The organism is Serratia sp. GW822-FHT06D09 (genome assembly GCF_058799515.1).
This window is the reverse complement of the sequence record NZ_JBXALO010000003.1, coordinates 233,529-249,825: the sequence shown is the minus strand read 5'-3', so window position 1 is coordinate 249,825 and position 16,297 is coordinate 233,529. Positions and strand designations below refer to the sequence as shown.

The 16,297-nt window shown below is 58.7% G+C and carries 11 protein-coding genes and 1 tRNA gene; 7 read left to right on the top strand and 5 right to left on the bottom strand.

Annotated elements, in window-relative coordinates; all coding sequences use genetic code 11:
* Window positions 1–36 precede the first annotated feature (36 nt).
* The 3 genes from opgB to AC1RKG_RS08835 all read left to right on the top strand — a co-directional run bounded on the left by opgB (window position 37) and on the right by AC1RKG_RS08835 (window position 5,002).
* Window positions 37–2,340, top strand: a complete 2,304-nt coding sequence (gene opgB, locus AC1RKG_RS08845) for a phosphatidylglycerol--membrane-oligosaccharide glycerophosphotransferase (protein ID WP_493182768.1) — start codon at window positions 37–39, stop codon at window positions 2,338–2,340.
* Window positions 2,341–2,504: 164 nt separating this feature from the next.
* A complete protein-coding gene (locus tag AC1RKG_RS08840) occupies window positions 2,505–3,965 on the top strand; it encodes an AMP nucleosidase (protein WP_046373160.1) in 1,461 nt (486 codons plus the stop codon).
* A 119-nt stretch (window positions 3,966–4,084) separates the two neighbouring features.
* On the top strand, window positions 4,085–5,002 hold the full coding sequence (locus AC1RKG_RS08835; protein WP_041415501.1) for a bestrophin family protein: 918 nt from the start codon (window positions 4,085–4,087) through the stop codon (window positions 5,000–5,002).
* 49 nt (window positions 5,003–5,051) lie between these two features.
* Here AC1RKG_RS08835 and AC1RKG_RS08830 read toward each other — a convergent pair whose 3' ends face one another.
* From AC1RKG_RS08830 to AC1RKG_RS08820, 3 genes are read right to left on the bottom strand one after another with little or no spacing between them, the layout of a single operon-like run.
* Complete coding sequence (locus tag AC1RKG_RS08830; protein ID WP_493182766.1) at window positions 5,052–6,455, bottom strand: efflux transporter outer membrane subunit; 1,404 nt, start codon at window positions 6,453–6,455, stop codon at window positions 5,052–5,054.
* Window positions 6,452–9,625 (bottom strand): efflux RND transporter permease subunit, encoded by a 3,174-nt coding sequence (locus AC1RKG_RS08825; protein ID WP_493182764.1) that lies wholly within the window; start codon window positions 9,623–9,625, stop codon window positions 6,452–6,454. The genes AC1RKG_RS08830 and AC1RKG_RS08825 overlap by 4 nt, the downstream gene beginning before the upstream one ends.
* Window positions 9,618–10,820, bottom strand: a complete 1,203-nt coding sequence (locus AC1RKG_RS08820; RefSeq protein ID WP_337047862.1) for an efflux RND transporter periplasmic adaptor subunit — start codon at window positions 10,818–10,820, stop codon at window positions 9,618–9,620. The genes AC1RKG_RS08825 and AC1RKG_RS08820 overlap by 8 nt, the downstream gene beginning before the upstream one ends.
* A gap of 288 nt (window positions 10,821–11,108) precedes the next feature.
* Between AC1RKG_RS08820 and AC1RKG_RS08815 the strand changes: the two genes are divergently transcribed.
* On the top strand, window positions 11,109–11,816 hold the full coding sequence (locus tag AC1RKG_RS08815) for a heavy metal response regulator transcription factor (RefSeq protein WP_020827675.1): 708 nt from the start codon (window positions 11,109–11,111) through the stop codon (window positions 11,814–11,816).
* Window positions 11,813–13,270: a heavy metal sensor histidine kinase gene (locus AC1RKG_RS08810; RefSeq protein ID WP_493183014.1), complete on the top strand. Its 1,458-nt coding sequence runs from the start codon at window positions 11,813–11,815 to the stop codon at window positions 13,268–13,270. Before AC1RKG_RS08815 ends, AC1RKG_RS08810 begins: the two co-directional genes overlap by 4 nt.
* A gap of 1 nt (window position 13,271) precedes the next feature.
* Here AC1RKG_RS08810 and nac read toward each other — a convergent pair whose 3' ends face one another.
* On the bottom strand, window positions 13,272–14,195 hold the full coding sequence (gene nac / locus AC1RKG_RS08805) for a nitrogen assimilation transcriptional regulator NAC (protein WP_122079815.1): 924 nt from the start codon (window positions 14,193–14,195) through the stop codon (window positions 13,272–13,274).
* Between the two features lie 347 nt (window positions 14,196–14,542).
* On the opposite strand from nac, the gene AC1RKG_RS08800 reads away from it, so the two are divergent.
* A tRNA-Asn gene (locus tag AC1RKG_RS08800) sits at window positions 14,543–14,618 on the top strand.
* A 324-nt stretch (window positions 14,619–14,942) separates the two neighbouring features.
* Here AC1RKG_RS08800 and AC1RKG_RS08795 read toward each other — a convergent pair.
* Window positions 14,943–15,146, bottom strand: a complete 204-nt coding sequence (locus tag AC1RKG_RS08795; protein WP_493182761.1) for a hypothetical protein — start codon at window positions 15,144–15,146, stop codon at window positions 14,943–14,945.
* A 167-nt stretch (window positions 15,147–15,313) separates the two neighbouring features.
* On the opposite strand from AC1RKG_RS08795, the gene AC1RKG_RS08790 reads away from it, so the two are divergent.
* On the top strand, window positions 15,314–16,291 hold the full coding sequence (locus tag AC1RKG_RS08790; RefSeq protein WP_128865677.1) for a DUF1852 domain-containing protein: 978 nt from the start codon (window positions 15,314–15,316) through the stop codon (window positions 16,289–16,291).
* Window positions 16,292–16,297 lie beyond the last annotated feature (6 nt).

Genomic DNA, 16,297 nt, shown 5'->3' with positions numbered 1-16,297 from the left:
TTAAGATTTCCTTTTTAATCAGACAGGGTACGGTGGATGGTTTCAGCATTAATCTCGTTTGCACTTTTTTTAGCCTCAATTTTAATCTACCGCACCCGTGCCGCCGCCAACCGCTGGTGGCTGGCCACCCTGTTGACGCTGCTGGGCAGCTATCTGATCCTCAACGTGGTGCTGATCGCCAGCAACTACTTTACCGGTGACGGCATTACCGATGCGGTGATCTACACCCTCACCAGCAGCCTGAAGGGCGCCGGCGTCGGCAAATACCTGCTGCCGTTTGTCGGCCTGCTGGCGGTGCTGGCGCTGATCTTCACCCTGTTGACCTGGAGTCTGGTACGGCGCAAGGCGAAAAGCAGCAGCGTGGTTTACAGCGTGCTCGCCGTGCTGCTGGCGCTGTTTTCCGTCGGCACTACTCCCGCCTTTCAGGACATCTCGCTGTTGGTGAAGAGCCAGATTAGCGGCGATACCGCCGACTTTGACACCTATTACAAAGCGCCGAAGAAAACCGTACAGGGCAAAGCGCCGAACCTGGTCTATATCTATGCTGAAAGCCTGGAGAGAACCTACTTCGACCAACAAACCTTCCCCGGCCTGACCGACGAACTGAACCAGCACCGCGAAAACAGCATCGACTTCAGCAATACCCAACAGCTGCCCGGCACCGGTTACACCATCGCCGGCATGGTGTCTTCACAGTGCGGTATCCCACTGTTTGCGCCCTTTGACGGCAACGCCTCCAGCGCGGTATCCACCTTTTACCCGGAAAACGTCTGCCTGGGCGACGTGCTGAAATCCGCCGGGTACGACAACTACTTTTATCAGGGCGCCGAGCTGGCCTTCGCCGGCAAGGACACCTTCCTGAAATCGCACGGTTTTGACCATGCCTACGGCTTTAAGGAATTACGCGGACAGGTCAGCGACCCGGGCTACAAAAATGACTGGGGCTGGTACGACGATACCGTGCTGGACGTGGTGTTCGACAAGTTCGTCGAGCTGTCGAAGCAGAACAAAAAGTTCTCGCTGTTCGCCTTGACCGTGGACACCCATCACCCGGACGGCTTTATCTCCGCCAGCTGCAGCAAAAAGTCGTTCCGTTGGCAGAATAAAGAGAATCGGTCACTGAGCGCAGTGGCCTGCAGCCAACAGCATATCGCCGCGCTGATCGACAAAATCAAGGCGTCCGAGTACTTCAAAAATACCGTTATCGTGGTGTCTTCGGACCATCTGGCGATGAACAATACCGCCTATGACATCCTGACCAAGCAGAAACGCCGCAACCTGTTCTTTATTATCGACGGCACCCGCCCGCAGACCGCGCTGCATAACGAGAAGCGCAGCACCCTGGACAACGGCGCTACCGTGCTGGACGTGATGGGTGGCGATAACTACATTGGCCTCGGTCGCAGCAGCCTGTCCAGCCCAACGCTGGCGACGTTGTTTTTGAATATCGACGAAAAAATCAACGCCTGGAAACCGGCGGTGGTCAAGCAATGGGGCTTCCCGAACAGCATCACAAACTACAGTCTCGACGATCGGGGCAACCGCTTTACCTTCTCCGGCATCACCTTTAAGGTGCCGTTTATTCTGAAGGTGACGGACAACAAAATTGAGCCGATATTTAACGTCTACCTGTCCACGCCGCTGAAAAAACAGCTTGCCGGGCTGGGCGCTGGCGAGAAATTCGTCTGGGTCGACAAGTGTTATGAAATCGGTCGGGTGTGGTCGCCAGAACTGGCGTTGAGCACCGACACCTGCGTCGCGTCGGGCAGCCTGGCCGCCCCACCGCACATCGTGCAGGCCAAAGGGGGCAGCTATCGCGGCAAAATAGACTTTGAGCGTCCGCCAAACGATAGCATCGCCGCCTACCAAAGCGCCGTCGATAAACTGAAAGTCGACGACGCCGCCGTTAAATATCACGCGGACGCCATCGCCTTTATGCTGCCGGGCATGCCGGAACAGGTGAAAGCGATCACCGGCGTTTCCAGCGTCGAAGACTGGGGCCGTTGGTCAGACGCCAACCTGGCGCCGACGGTGAATATTGATTACGTCGATCCCCTGCCATCAGCATTCGATCTGGTGCTGCGCGCCCGCGCCTACGGTAAAAACGTCGGCGAACCTATCTCGGTGCGCGTCGGCAATCAGGAGCAGTTTGTGACGCTCAGCGAACAGGACACCACCGTGACGCTGCGCTTCGACAACCCTGCCGGAGCCAGAAACATCAGCATCACGCCGCCGGCCCCCACGGAGCCACAAGAAGGTGCCAGCGGCGGTTTTGTACCGAAGAAACTGGGTATTGGCCTGGTCTCGCTGAAAGTGGAACAGGCTGCCCCCGCTTCCTGATCATCGCGCTGCATGCGGCGTCCGCGTTATTCGGGGCGAATTTATTCGCCCCCTGCCGTTTCTCCAAAGCTTTTGCGCCCATCTTCGGCTAACCTGTTGCTGTGAATTGATATCGGCATCCGTATGCCTCCCCGCCGCATAGCCGGGAGAACCAAGGAGAGAGTATGAGCAGTCAGCAATCCGGCACCGGCCTCACCCCCGCTCAGGCAGTCGAACAACTGGAAGCGCTGTATGTCGCCTCGGTCGAGGCGCTGCGCCAGGCGGTCGGTGACTTTATCAGCCATGGCAGCCTACCCGATGCGCAGACCCGCGCGGCAGGGCTATTTGTTTACCCTGAGCTGCGCGTCAGCTGGGACGGGAAATCGCCCGGTCAAACCAAAACCCGCGCCTATGGCCGTTTCACCCACACCGGTTGCTATACCACCACCATCACCCGCCCGCACCTGTTCCGCCATTATCTGACCGAACAGTTGACCATGCTGGCCGGGGAGTACGATGCGCATATCGAAGTGCGGCCGTCACAGCAGGAAATACCTTTCCCTTACGTGATCGACGGTTCAAACCTGATGCTGGATCGGTCGATGAGCGCCAGCCTGGCGCAGCATTTCCCCACCACCGAGCTGGCGCAAATTGGCGATGAGACTGCCGATGGCCTGTTTCACGCCACCAGCACCTTCCCGCTTTCGCACTTCGACGCCCTGCGCGCCGACTTTTCGCTGGCGCGGCTGCGGCACTACACCGGCACCCCGGTGGAGCATTTTCAGCCCTTCGTGCTGTTCACCAACTACACCCGCTATGTGGATGAGTTTGTCCGCTGGGCCTGCGCCGAAATAGCCGATCCGGCCAGTCCTTATATTGCGCTGTCGAGCGCCGGCGGCATCTATATCACGCCGGAAACCACCGCACCGGATCAGGCGGTCTCCGACCTGGCCTGGAAAAACCACCAGATGCCGGCCTACCACCTGATCTCGCGCACCGGCCAGGGCATCACGCTGATCAATATCGGCGTCGGCCCCTCCAACGCCAAAACCATCTGCGACCATCTGGCGGTGCTGCGCCCCAGCGCCTGGTTGATGATCGGCCACTGCGGCGGCCTGCGCGAAAGCCAGTCGATTGGCGACTACGTGCTGGCGCACGCCTACCTGCGGGACGACCACGTGCTGGATTCGGTGCTGCCACCAGATATCCCGATCCCCAGCATTGCCGAAGTACAGCGTGCGCTGTATGACGCCACCAAAATGGTCAGCGGCATGCCCGGCGAAGAGGTAAAACAACGCCTGCGCACCGGCACCGTGGTCACCACCGACGATCGCAACTGGGAGCTGCGCTATTCCGCTTCGGCGCTGCGTTTTAACCTCAGCCGCGCCGTCGCGGTAGATATGGAAAGCGCCACCATCGCCGCTCAAGGCTACCGTTTCCGGGTGCCTTACGGCACGCTGTTGTGCGTGTCCGACAAACCGCTGCACGGTGAAATCAAGCTGCCCGGCCAGGCCAACCGCTTTTATGAAGGGGCCATTTCGGAACACCTGCAGATCGGTATCTGCGCTATCGACCTGCTGCGCGCCGAGGGCGATCGCCTGCATTCCCGCAAGCTGCGTACCTTTAACGAGCCGCCGTTCCGCTGATGATGAAGGATCTGGGCCCGCTTCGGCGGGCTTTTTAACTTTTCATACTCAGATCGTTGATGTACCGACCGCAAATCTGTTACAACAGCGGCTCTCATTCCCCAGACATCACCACACATATGATTGTCAGACCTCAGCAACACTGGTTCAGGCGGCTCTTCGTCTGGCACGGTTCAGTGCTATCCAAAATTCTGTTTCGCCTCAGCCTTAACGTGGCGATGTCCATCGTCGCCGTGCTGTGTTTTCAATGGTACGAACATCTGGGGGTCAAACTGACCCTGGCGCCTTTCAGCCTGCTGGGCGTGGCGATCGCTATCTTTCTCGGCTTCCGCAACAGCGTCAGCTATGCGCGTTTCACCGAGGCGCGGTTGCTGTGGGGCAGCCTGCTGATCGTTGAGCGCTCGCTGCTGCGCCAGATCAAGAGTCTTCTACCGCAGCAGGATCAGGCGGCGCGCGAGTTTGCCGCCCTGCTGATCGCGTTCAGCTACTGCCTGAAACACCAGCTGCGCGGCACCGATAGTAGCGCCGACCTGCAACGGCTGCTGCCCAACGTCGATCTGCGAGCGATAGAAAACAGCATGTCCCCCTGCAACCGGCTGCTGTTGATGATGGGCCAATGGCTGGGCGAAAAACGACAATCGGCACAGCTGTCGGACATGCTGTTTCACAGCATCGACCAAAACCTCAACCGGCTGTCGGAGATCCTCGGCGGCTGCGAACGCATCGCCAATACGCCGATCCCCTTTGCCTACAGCCTGATCGTTCATCGTACGGTCTACCTGTTCTGCACCCTGCTGCCTTTCGCGCTGGTGCCGGATCTGCATTACATGACGCCGCTGGTGTCGGTGTTTATCTCCTACACCTTCATCTCGCTGGACTCGCTGGCAGAGGAACTGGAAGATCCGTTCGGCACCGCCGCCAATGACCTGCCACTGAATGCCATGTGCAACGCGATTGAGATCAACCTGCGCGAAATGAACGACGAAACGGATTTACCGGCGGCCGCACGGCCGGACAGCCGTTACCAGCTCAGCTAACCGGCAACCACGTCAGGCGCGGTGAAGGCCGCGCCTGTTGGCAAACCCCTTATTCGCGCCACCCGCCGCCCAACGCACGGTAAAGATCGACGAGATTGGTCAATCGCGCCAGGCGCGTATCGACCAACACCTGCTGCGCCGCATACAGGGAACGCTGGGAATCCAGCACGGTCAGGTAGTTATCCACGCCCTGCTGAAAACGCTGCTGCGACAGGCTGTAAGCGCGTTGATTGGCCGCCACCAACTGCGTTTGCGCCCGGATTTGCTCATCCAGCGTGTCGCGACCGGCCAGCGCATCGGCGGTTTCGCGAAATCCCTGTTGTATCGCCTGCTCATAACGCGCCACCTCAATGCGTTTTTGCACCTCCGCCAGATCCAATCCCGCACGCAAAGAGCCGCCGGAGAAGATAGGCAGCGAGAGCTGCGGCACAAAACTCCAGGCACCGGAACCGGCAGAAAATAAACCGTCCAGGCCGGCGCTGGCCGTGCCGCCGAAACCGGTCAGGCTGAGGGTCGGAAAGAACGCCGCCCGCGCCGCGCCGATATTGGCATTGGCGGCGCGTAGCTGATGCTCTGCCGCTCGGATATCCGGCCGCCGGGTCAGCAAATCTGCCGGTAGCCCGGCCGGAATGGTTTCCGGCAACAGATCGTCCGGCAAGGTGCTGGCCTGCGCCAGACGCGAACTCATCGCCGAGCCCAACGGCTGCCCAACCAACAGCGTCAGGGCATTGGTGTCCTGCCGAACCTGACGCCGATACTGAGCCAAATCACGCTGCGCCGTCCGTACCCCAACCTCCGCCTGGCTGCGATCCAGTTCGGTCGCCACACCGAGCTGGAAGCTTTGTTCCACCAGCCCAAAGGCCGCCTGCTGTGAGCTCAGCGTTTCCTGCGCCAGCGCCAGAAGTTCGCTATCGGCGCGTAGCGTAAGATAAGCGTTGGCGGTTTCGGCGATCAGCGCCAGTTGCGCGGCGGCCCGGGTTTCATCCTGTGCCAAATACAATTCCAACGCCTGCTGGTTGAGGCTGCGAAGCCGCCCGAACAGATCCAGCTCCCACGACAGCGCTCCCCCGACCTGATAGCTGCGCCCCACCGCAGACTGCCCGCCTGCGGACAGACTGCCCGGGGTACGCTGTACCGAACCACTGCCCTGGGCCGCCAGGGTGGGCAGCGTATCTGCCCGTTGAATGCGGTAGCTGGCGCGAGCCGCCTCCACGTTCAGCGCCGCAATGCGCAAGTCACGGTTATTCGCCAGGGCCTGCGTAATCAGCGTTTGCAGCAGCGGATCGCGGTAAAACTCACGCCAACCGATAGCCGCTGCCGTTCCGTCGACCTGCGCGACGCCATAATCCGGATAGGCTGGCGCTACCGGCGCAGCGGGGCGTTGATAGTCCGGCGTCAACGAGCAGCCCGTCAGGGTGGCAGTGGCCAGCATGATAGCCAAAAGTTTTATCATGGCTCGGCTCCCGGCGCCGGGGCAGTTATCTCCGCTTCATCCTCTGCCCGGCGGCGTTCGCTGAGCCGTTTCACCCGAAACAGCCGCAGCATGATGACGAAGAATGCCGGTACGAAGAAAATGGCCAGGAAGGTGCTGGTCAGCATGCCGCCGATCACCCCGGTGCCGATGGCATTCTGACTGCCGGAGCCCGCCCCGCTGGCAATCACCAGCGGCACTACGCCGAGAATAAACGCCAGCGAGGTCATCAGGATCGGCCGCAGCCGCTGTCTGGCGGCCTGCACCGCCGCCTCTACCGGACTGGCGCCGGCTTCGAAGTGCGCCTTGGCGAACTCCACGATCAGAATGGCATTTTTGGCCGCCAGCCCGACGGTGGTCAGCAACCCCACCTGGAAATAAACGTCGTTGGCCAGCCCACGCAGCAACGTGGCCACCACCGCGCCAATCACCCCGAGCGGCACCACCAGCATCACCGCGCTGGGCACGCTCCAGCTTTCATACAGCGCCGCCAGACACAGGAAGACCACCAGCAGTGAAATCGCATAGAGTGCCGGTGCCTGGGCGCCGGACAACCGTTCTTCAAACGACAGTCCGGTCCAGTCGTAGCCCACGCCGGGCGGCATGGTGGCGGCAATGCGTTCCATTTCTGCCATCGCGTCGCCGGAGCTGAAGCCCGCCGCCGGTTCGCCCTGCAGGTTAAACGACGGTGCGCCGTTGTACCGATTGAGTTTCTGCGCACCGTAGGTCCATTCGGCGCTGGCAAAGGCGGAGAACGGCACCATATCGCCGTTGTCGTTACGCACAAACCACTGTTCCAGATCCTGCGGCAGCATGCGTGACGAGGCATCTCCCTGCACATAAACCCGCTTCACCCGACCGCGATCGATAAAGTCGTTCACATAACCCGAGCCCCAGGCCAGCGACAGCGTGCGGTTAATCTCCGTGATCGGCACGCTGAGCGCCCGCGCCTTCTCGCGGTCGATCAGCAGTTCATACTGGGGCGCATCCTCCAGACCGTTGGCACGCACGTTGTTCAACACCGGGCTCTGCCGGGCAGCGGCAAGGAACCTGTCGCGCGCAGCCAGCAATGGCTGATGCCCAATACCGCCGCGATCCATCAGTTGGAAGTTAAAGCCCGCCACGTTGCCCAATTCACGTACGGCCGGGGGCGAAACCACAAAGATACGGGTATCGCGAAAGTCGCGTGCGAACATGGCGTTGAGGCGGGCGGCGACCGCGTCGGCCTTTTGCGAGGCGTCCGGCCGTTGGTCCCAGTCATGCAGGCGAATAAACAGGGTGCCGACGTTCTGCCCGCGCCCGCCGAAGTTAAACCCGGAGATAGCGAACACCGAACGCACACTGTCCTTCTCCATTTTCAACAGGTACTCCGTGGCACCGCGCAAGGTGGCCTGCGTCCGTTCTGCGGTGGCCCCGGCCGGTGCCTGTACCTGCGCGAACAACATGCCCTGATCTTCCTGCGGCAGGAACGAGGTCGGAATGCGGGTAAACAGCCAGCCGGTGGCAATGGCAATCACCAGATAAATCAGTATCAGCCGACGCGGGCGGCCCAGACCGCGCATTACCGAAGCCGCGTAACTGCGGTTGGCCCACTCGACGCGGCGGTTAAACCAGCCAAAGAAACCTTTGCGTGCGGCATGCTCTCCCGGCTTTACCGGCTTGAGCAGCGTAGCGCACAGCGCCGGGGTAAACACCACCGCCACCATCACCGACAGCACCATCGAGGAGACAATGGTGATGGAGAACTGCCGGTAGATCACGCCGGTTGAACCGCCAAAAAACGCCATCGGCACAAATACCGCCGACAGCACCATGGCGATGCCTATCAAGGCACCGGTGATCTGGCTCATCGATTTACGGGTTGCCTGCTTCGGTGAAAGCCCCTCCTCATGCATCAACCGCTCGACGTTTTCCACCACCACGATGGCGTCATCCACCAGCAGGCCAATCGCCAGCACCATGCCAAACATGGTCAACGTATTGATCGAGTAACCGAAGGCCGCCAGCACGCCAAAGGTCCCCAGTAGTACCACCGGCACCGCCAGTGTCGGGATCAGCGTGGCCCGGAAGTTCTGCAAAAACAGGTACATCACCGCAAACACCAGCACAACCGCTTCCACCAGCGTACGCACCACGTTTTCGATCGACAGGCTAATGAATGGAATGGTGTCATAGGCATCCACGGCTTCCATTCCCGGTGGGAAGAAGGGTTTCAGCTCCGCCAGCGTGGCACGCACCGCCTGCGCGGTTTGCAGCGCATTGGCACCGGTTGCCAGACGCACGCCCAGCCCGACCGCCGCATTGCCGTTGTAGTAGCTATCAATCGCGTAGTTCTGCGCGCCCAGCTCAATGCGCGCCACGTCGGCCAGGCGAACCCGCGAACCGTCCGGATCGGTTTTCAGCAGGATTTGGCCGAACTCCTCCGGGGTCTGCAAGCGTGAGGGGCCAATTACCGTGGCATTCAGTTCCTGGCCGGGCAACGCCGGTTGTCCCCCCAACTGACCGGATGAAACCTCAACGTTCTGCTCCTGAATCGCATTGCTGACGTCGGTGGCGGTCAGGCTGTAGTTCACCAGCGCAGCAGGATCCAGCCAGATGCGCATCGCATAAGGCGCACCGAACAATTGGAAGTCCCCCACGCCGTTGGTGCGGCTGATCGGATCCTGTACATAGGAGGCGACGTAATCCGCCAGGTCCTGCCGGGTCATGCGACCATCCGTCGAGACAAATGCCATTACCATCATAAAGTTGGCGGTGGACTTGGTGACGCGGATCCCTTGCTGCTGTACCTCCAGCGGCAACAGCGGTTGTGCCAGCGCCAGCTTGTTTTGCACCTGTACCTGCGCGGTATCGGCATCGGTGCCCTGCGCAAAGGTCAACGCAATGCTCATGCTGCCGTCGGAATTACTTTCGGAGGAAATGTATTGCAGATTGTCGAGACCGTTCATCTGCTGTTCAATCACCTGCACCACCGTATCCTGCACCGTCTTCGCCGAGGCACCGGGATAGTTGACCTGAATGCTGACGGTGGGCGGTGCGATGCTTGGGTACTGCGCCACCGGCAGATTGGCAATCGACAGCAGGCCACACAGCATCATGATGATGGCCAGCACCCAGGCAAACACCGGGCGCTCGATAAAGAATTTAGCCATGCGCCGGCTCCTTACGAGTGCTGCTTAACAGCGTTGTGGCAGCCGGAGCCCACTCCACCGCATTGACCTGTGCGCCAGGCCTGACCTGCTGCACGCCTTCGACAATCACCCGATCGCCCGCCGCCAGCCCGGTCGACACCAGCCAACTGTCCCCCATCGCCCGTTCGGTGGTCAGTTCGCGCAGCTCAACCTTGCCCGCCTCGTTCACCACCAGGGCGGTCGCTTCACCGCGCGGGTTGCGGGTAATGCCCCGCTGCGGCACCAGCAGCCCCCCTTGCGCGGCCATGCCCTCTAACAGCCGGGCTCGCACAAACATGCCCGGTAGCAGCTTGCGTTCCGGATTGGGGAATACCGCGCGCAGCACCACCGAGCCGGTGGAACGATCCACCGTGATTTCTGAAAATTGCAATTTGCCGCCGTGGGCATAGCGAGAGCCGTCTTCCAGTGTCAGAGTGACCGCCGCAGACTGAGGGCCGTCGGCCTGCGCAACCGCGCCGCTTTCAAGCGCACTTCTCAACCGCAAAAGCTGGACGCTGGACTGGGTCACGTCCACATAAATCGGATCTATCTGCTGCACCGCCGCCACCGCCTCGGCCTGCTGCGCCGTCACCAGCGCCCCTTCGGTCACCAGCGAACGTCCAATAATGCCGTCGATGGGTGACAGCACCCGGGTATAAACCAGATTGATACGTGCCGTTTCCAACTGCGCCTCCGCAGACTGCACGTCGGCCACCGCCTGCTGATGAGCGGCTACGGCGTCGTCATACACCTGACGACTGATGGCCCGGCTCTCTGCCAGCGGCCGGTAACGTTGAATCAACAACGCGGCGGTACGCAGCTGTGCCCGCGCTCGCGCCAAGGCCGCATTGCTGCGATCGTATTCCGCCTGAAACAGCCCCGGGTCGATTTGGTAAAGCGGTTGCTGCGCCTTGACCTGCTCCCCTTCGGTAAACAGGCGTTTTTGCACTATGCCCCCGACCTGTGGCCGCACTTCCGCATTGCGAAAGGCGGCAACCCGTCCCGGCAGTTCACTGGTCAGGGGTATAGGTTCGCTTTTCAGCGTTACCACCCCGACCCGTGGCGGTGATGGCGGCGCAGTTGGCGGCGTATCGCGAGCGGCCACCACCAGCCACAAAGAGAGCGAAGTAGCGGCCACCACCACGCCGACAGCAAGAGAGGCGATTTTGAGGCTCATGAGTTCGTATCCTTTTAGATGCTGGGTCAAGGGTTGCGCGGCGCGCCACAAAGCGGCCAAAGGTTACTGTACGAGCGGCAAACTGACCTCAACGTGACCCGCAGATAACATTCGTGTCAGTTAACGCGTTTTTTATCCGACGGCGGCGTTAGCTGACAAAAATGTCAGCCAGCCGTCAGCTTCACGACCACATGACTGTCATAAACTCATCACTGAACATGATGTCTTGTGGCAAGGTGGCGGGTTTCATGATTAATTAATCATCAGGTGATAATGACGGGAGTGGCCATGCGATTACTGTTGGTTGAGGACGAAGAAAAAACCTCGTCCTACGTTAACCGCGCACTGAGCGAACTGGGCTACACCGTAGACGTCGCCGGCGATGGCATTGAGGGCTTGCACCTGGCGGTGCAGCAGGACTATGACGCGGTGATCCTGGATGTGATGCTGCCGGGCAAAGACGGCTATGCGGTATTGGAAGGCCTGCGCGCCAGCAAACAGACGCCGGTGTTGATGCTGTCTGCCCGCGGTTCGGTAGACGAACGCGTCAAGGGCCTGCGCCACGGCGCGGATGATTATCTGCCCAAGCCGTTCTCGCTGATTGAACTGGTCGCCCGCATCCAGGCGTTATTGCGCCGTCGCACCAGCGACGGCATTGACGTCACCCAACTGCAAATCGACGATCTGCACGTGGATCTGCTGGCGCGGCGAGTGACCCGCGGCGGGGAGCGTATCGATCTGACCGCCAAAGAATTTGCCCTGCTCAGCCTGTTGGCTCGCCATCAGGGGGAGATACTGTCCAAAATGATGATCGCCGAACAGGTTTGGGACATGAACTTCGACAGCGACGCCAACGTGGTTGAAGTGGCGATTAAGCGACTGCGCGCCAAAATCGACTCCCCCTATCCGCAAAAGCTGCTGCACACGGTGCGTGGCATGGGCTACGTGCTGGAAAATCGTCCGCTGCATCGCGATGCGCCACGGATAATCGCCTGATGAAAATTTCCATTTCCAGCAGGATGGCATTGATGTTCGCGCTGACCATGGCGCTGATCATGCTGGTGCTGGCGCTGTTTCTGCGCAGTTCGCTGCTGACCTCGTTACAAAACCAGATGCACAACGAGCTGCACTTTCGCCATTCGCTGGTCTCCCCCTTTATCGAAGCCAAAGGGACTGCTCGCGACTGGCCAATGGTGCAACAAAAGCTCAATACCCTGTCCAACAGTGAAGGCAGTCAGGTGAAATACTGGGTGATCAGCGAGGATCCGCGCTATCGCTTCGGCGGTGCTCCACCGCCGGGTACCCACTGGTCAAAACTGCCGGACGGTTTCGCCACTGCCGCCAATCCTGACGGCGATTGCCCGCTGTATATGCTGATCGCAACGCTGCCGCCGCTGGGCGCTCGTCCAGAGGTACGCTATGTGGTGGCGATTGATTCTGCCCCCTATATGGGCACGCTGAGGGAGTTCACCCAGGCGCTGGTGGTGATTTCGCTGCTGGGGATTGGGCTGGCGGCCCTGCTCGGCTACGCCATCTCGCGCTTCGGTATGCGGCCGGTGCTCAATCTCAGTGCACAGGCGCACCGCTTGGTGCCCGGCACAACCGGCCAGCGGCTGGACAGCGCCACCTTACCGGCCGAACTGCGCAACCTGGCGGAGTCTTTCAATGGCGTGCTGGCGCGCCAGGAAGTGGCCTGGCGGCAGTTGGAGAGCTTTAACGCCGACGTGGCGCATGAGTTGCGCACCCCGCTCACCAATCTGATTGGTCAAACCCAGTTGGCGCTGGCTCGTGAACGCAGCGTACAGGAACTGGAAGAACTGCTGCAGTCGAACCTGGAAGAGCTGGAACGCATGACCTCGATCGTCAACGACATGCTGTTCCTGTCCCACGCTCAGGCCGGGCAATATGCTACCCAGTTGAGCGAAGTGTCGCTGCGGGAAGAATCTCTGAAAACGGCGGAATACGTCGAACCTTCGTTTATGGAAAACGATTTGACCATTGAGATTTCCGGAGAAGTGCGGGCGCAGGTTGACCGGCGGCTGTTCCATCGCGCGCTGGCTAACCTGCTTGAAAACAGTGCGCGCCACGCCGTCGCGGGCAGCACCGTTTCGGTACTGCTGCAGGAGCAGCGGGGATTTGCCGTCGTCGCCGTTGCCAACCAGGGCGAAACCATCGCCCCCGAGCACCTGAGCCGGCTGTTTGAACGCTTCTACCGCGTCGACTCTTCGCGCGTTCGCAGCGACATGCACCACGGGCTGGGGCTGTCCATCGTCCGCGCCATTGCGCTGATGCACCAGGGGGATGCCTTCGTCCACAGTCTCGACGGCGTCAACACCTTCGGTTTCTCGCTGGCGCTGTCGCGGCCAGAGGAAAACCCGACGCCACCGGCGCCAAAACCGCTGCCGGCGGCTCCCGCCATCGCCGAGATTAAGCGGGAAAGCCTGTCGTGATTTATTGTACCAACGCCAACACGCGTTTTTCCTGACTGCGGCTTGCGGCGATCGACAGCAGGATCTCTTTCACCACCAACGCCGGCGCCGACAGGGAGTGCTGTGCGGAAATGCACAGCGACAGCGGCACGCTAAGCGACGGAGCGTTGATTCGAGCCATCCAGGCCTTGGCCGGGCCAATCATCGCCCGCGCCACCGATTCGGGTAAAATGGTGGCCCCCAGGCCGCTGGCGATGGCCGCGCTCAAGGTGCTGGAGGACTCGATTTCACCAATCACATTGGCGGCCAGCTTGCGCACCGCCATGGCTTCATCCACCTGGGTGCGTACCACATCACCTTCGCGCGGCAGGAACAGATTCAGGCGCGCAACGTCCAGCAGATCAACGCTGTTACCCGGGTTCGGCACCGCACGCGTCGCCACCAGATAGAGATCTTCTCGCATCAGCGCGGTGGCCTGAAGGCCCGCAGGCATTTTGGCACCGTAGATCACCGCCATATCCAGACTTTGACCGGCAACCTGTCCGGCGAGCGTAGAGCCGATGTTCTCATTCAGACTGAGTAAGATACCCGGATGCTGATCGCGTACCGCCTGCAACAGCGGCAGCGCCAACTGTGATGCCAGGCTACCCGGCGCCAGCCCGATGGACACCTGACCGCTCATCGCCTGGCCGGCGCTGTTGACCGCGCTCTGCGCCTGTTCGCACTGGCGCAAAATGGTCTGTGCATGGGCATACAGGATGTTTCCGGCCTCGGTCGGCATCACGCCGCGCTTGGTGCGGATCAGCAGTTGCTGTTTCAGCTCCCCTTCCAGGGTGGCCAACTGCTGGCTGAGCGCCGGCTGCGCAATATGCAGCACCTCCGCCGCCTGGGTCAGGCTGCCGATATCGACGATTTTCACAAAATACTTCAGACGTCTGAAATTCATATTGCCTCCGTCATGCCGCTGAACTGCGTTGACAGAACGGCAGCAAGATCCGGGCCAGACCGACGAAATAAGAGAAGCCGTCAACTAATCGCCGGAAAAATAAGAAAAAATGATGCTGGTGCTCAATGCCTCCCTGCGATGGACGACCCAGAACGGAGAAGGTTTGCACCAGCGTGAAGCACGCGGAGTGCAGCTCATGGCCGCTCCTGAACCATTGCGCAGCAGAGCATCAATAAAAGCCATAAAAAGCAGCAGGTTGAATAATCTTGCAGCAAACGAAACGGCAAGGCGTTTTCAGGCTTTACAAGCCCGCATCACCCCGCTATTATTCGCCCCGTTCACACGATTCCTCTGTAGTTCAGTCGGTAGAACGGCGGACTGTTAATCCGTATGTCACTGGTTCGAGTCCAGTCAGAGGAGCCATATTAAAGACGCCCGCTTAAGGAAACTTAAGCGGGCGTTTTGCTTTTGGTTTTCTATTTAATTAAAAGCTTCAGCTCAGAATAGCTTCCAGGCTGCCCAGCACCTCGTTCATGATACTGTCAAGTATACGTTCCAGTCGTTTGCCGCTACGAGCCCCCAGGTCAATGGTTCTGGGCTATGTGCGATTTTTAGTCAGACTCCTATGGCATTTGCCTTAACGTAACGAGGCGTACGATAGCAATTATTCTTACGGTTCAAATGATTATGACAATCAGATAAACAAAATGCGGCGCAGATTCCGGATCATGCTGCGCCGGGAATATCTCAGCGATAACGCGAAGGCCTGATTTGCTCTGGTGCGATATCGAGCGCTTCGGCAATCAGCCCCCCCACCTCGCCTTTATCCCCTTCCCATTGGCCTGTTCTGTTGACCGTTTCTGCCCGCAGGATGCCGCTGCGGATCGGTAAGCCCAGGGGGTTGGCAACTCTGCCGATACCCGCCGCTGTCAGATCATGAAGATAGCTCATGTGGTAATGAAATTTAGTCGCTTTCACTCATCCGATGGCTCTGGCATAAAATATGCAACATTAACTTATTGACAACATGAAGACTGATGAGTGAACAAACCAGTAACTTCTACGAAATCAAGAAGCCAATTCAGTTTTCATCTCAGAACTTAGGGTGCAACATCGCGATGAGCAGAGACTTTACATTTACGATTAAGCGCAGCCTTTTCGATGAGGATTATAACCCCTCTGAGAATACGCGTATTACCACCAATTTTGCCAATTTGGCCAGAGGGAAAAATCGCCAGGAGAATCTGCGCAACACATTGGTAATGATTGATAATCGTTTCAATACGTTAGCGCATTGGGACAATCCAAAAGGCGATCGTTACTCTGTCGAGCTTGAAATTATTTCTGTCGAGATGAGTGTTGAAGGCAATGGCAATACCTTCCCAGTGATTGAAATATTAAAAACCAACATTATTGATAAAAAAACTCACCAGCGGATTGAAGGCATTGTCGGGAATAATTTCTCTTCTTATGTGCGAGATTATGACTTCAGTGTATTGCTGCTGGAACACAACAAAAACCAACCTGGGTTTAGCATACCAGATGATTTTGGCGACCTGCACGGCAACATATTTAAGTATTTCGTCAACTCAACGGAGTACAAACAGAATTTTAAAAAGTCACCGGTAATCTGCTTAAGCGTCTCAAGTAAAGACACTTATCAGCGGACGGGTAACCAACACCCTGTATTGGGCATAGAATATCAGCAAAATGACTCCTCTTTGACTGAGAAGTATTTCGAAAAAATGGGATTACAGGTTCGCTACTTTATGCCGAAAAATAGCGTTGCGCCTTTGGCCTTTTATTTCTCCGGCGATTTGTTGAGTGATTACACTGATATTGAGCTTATCAGTACCATCAGCACGATGGAGACTTTCCAAAAAATTTATCGGCCTGAGATTTACAATGCGAACTCTGCCGCAGGGCAATATTATCAGCCAAGCCTGAATCAACAGGATCATTCATTGACGAAAATTGTTTATGACCGAGAAGAACGCAGCCAGTTGGCTATTGAGCAGGGGAAATTTACTGAAGAGCATTTCATCAAACCCTACAAGAATATTCTTGAGCAATGGTCTGCTCACTACGCTCTTTGATTAATC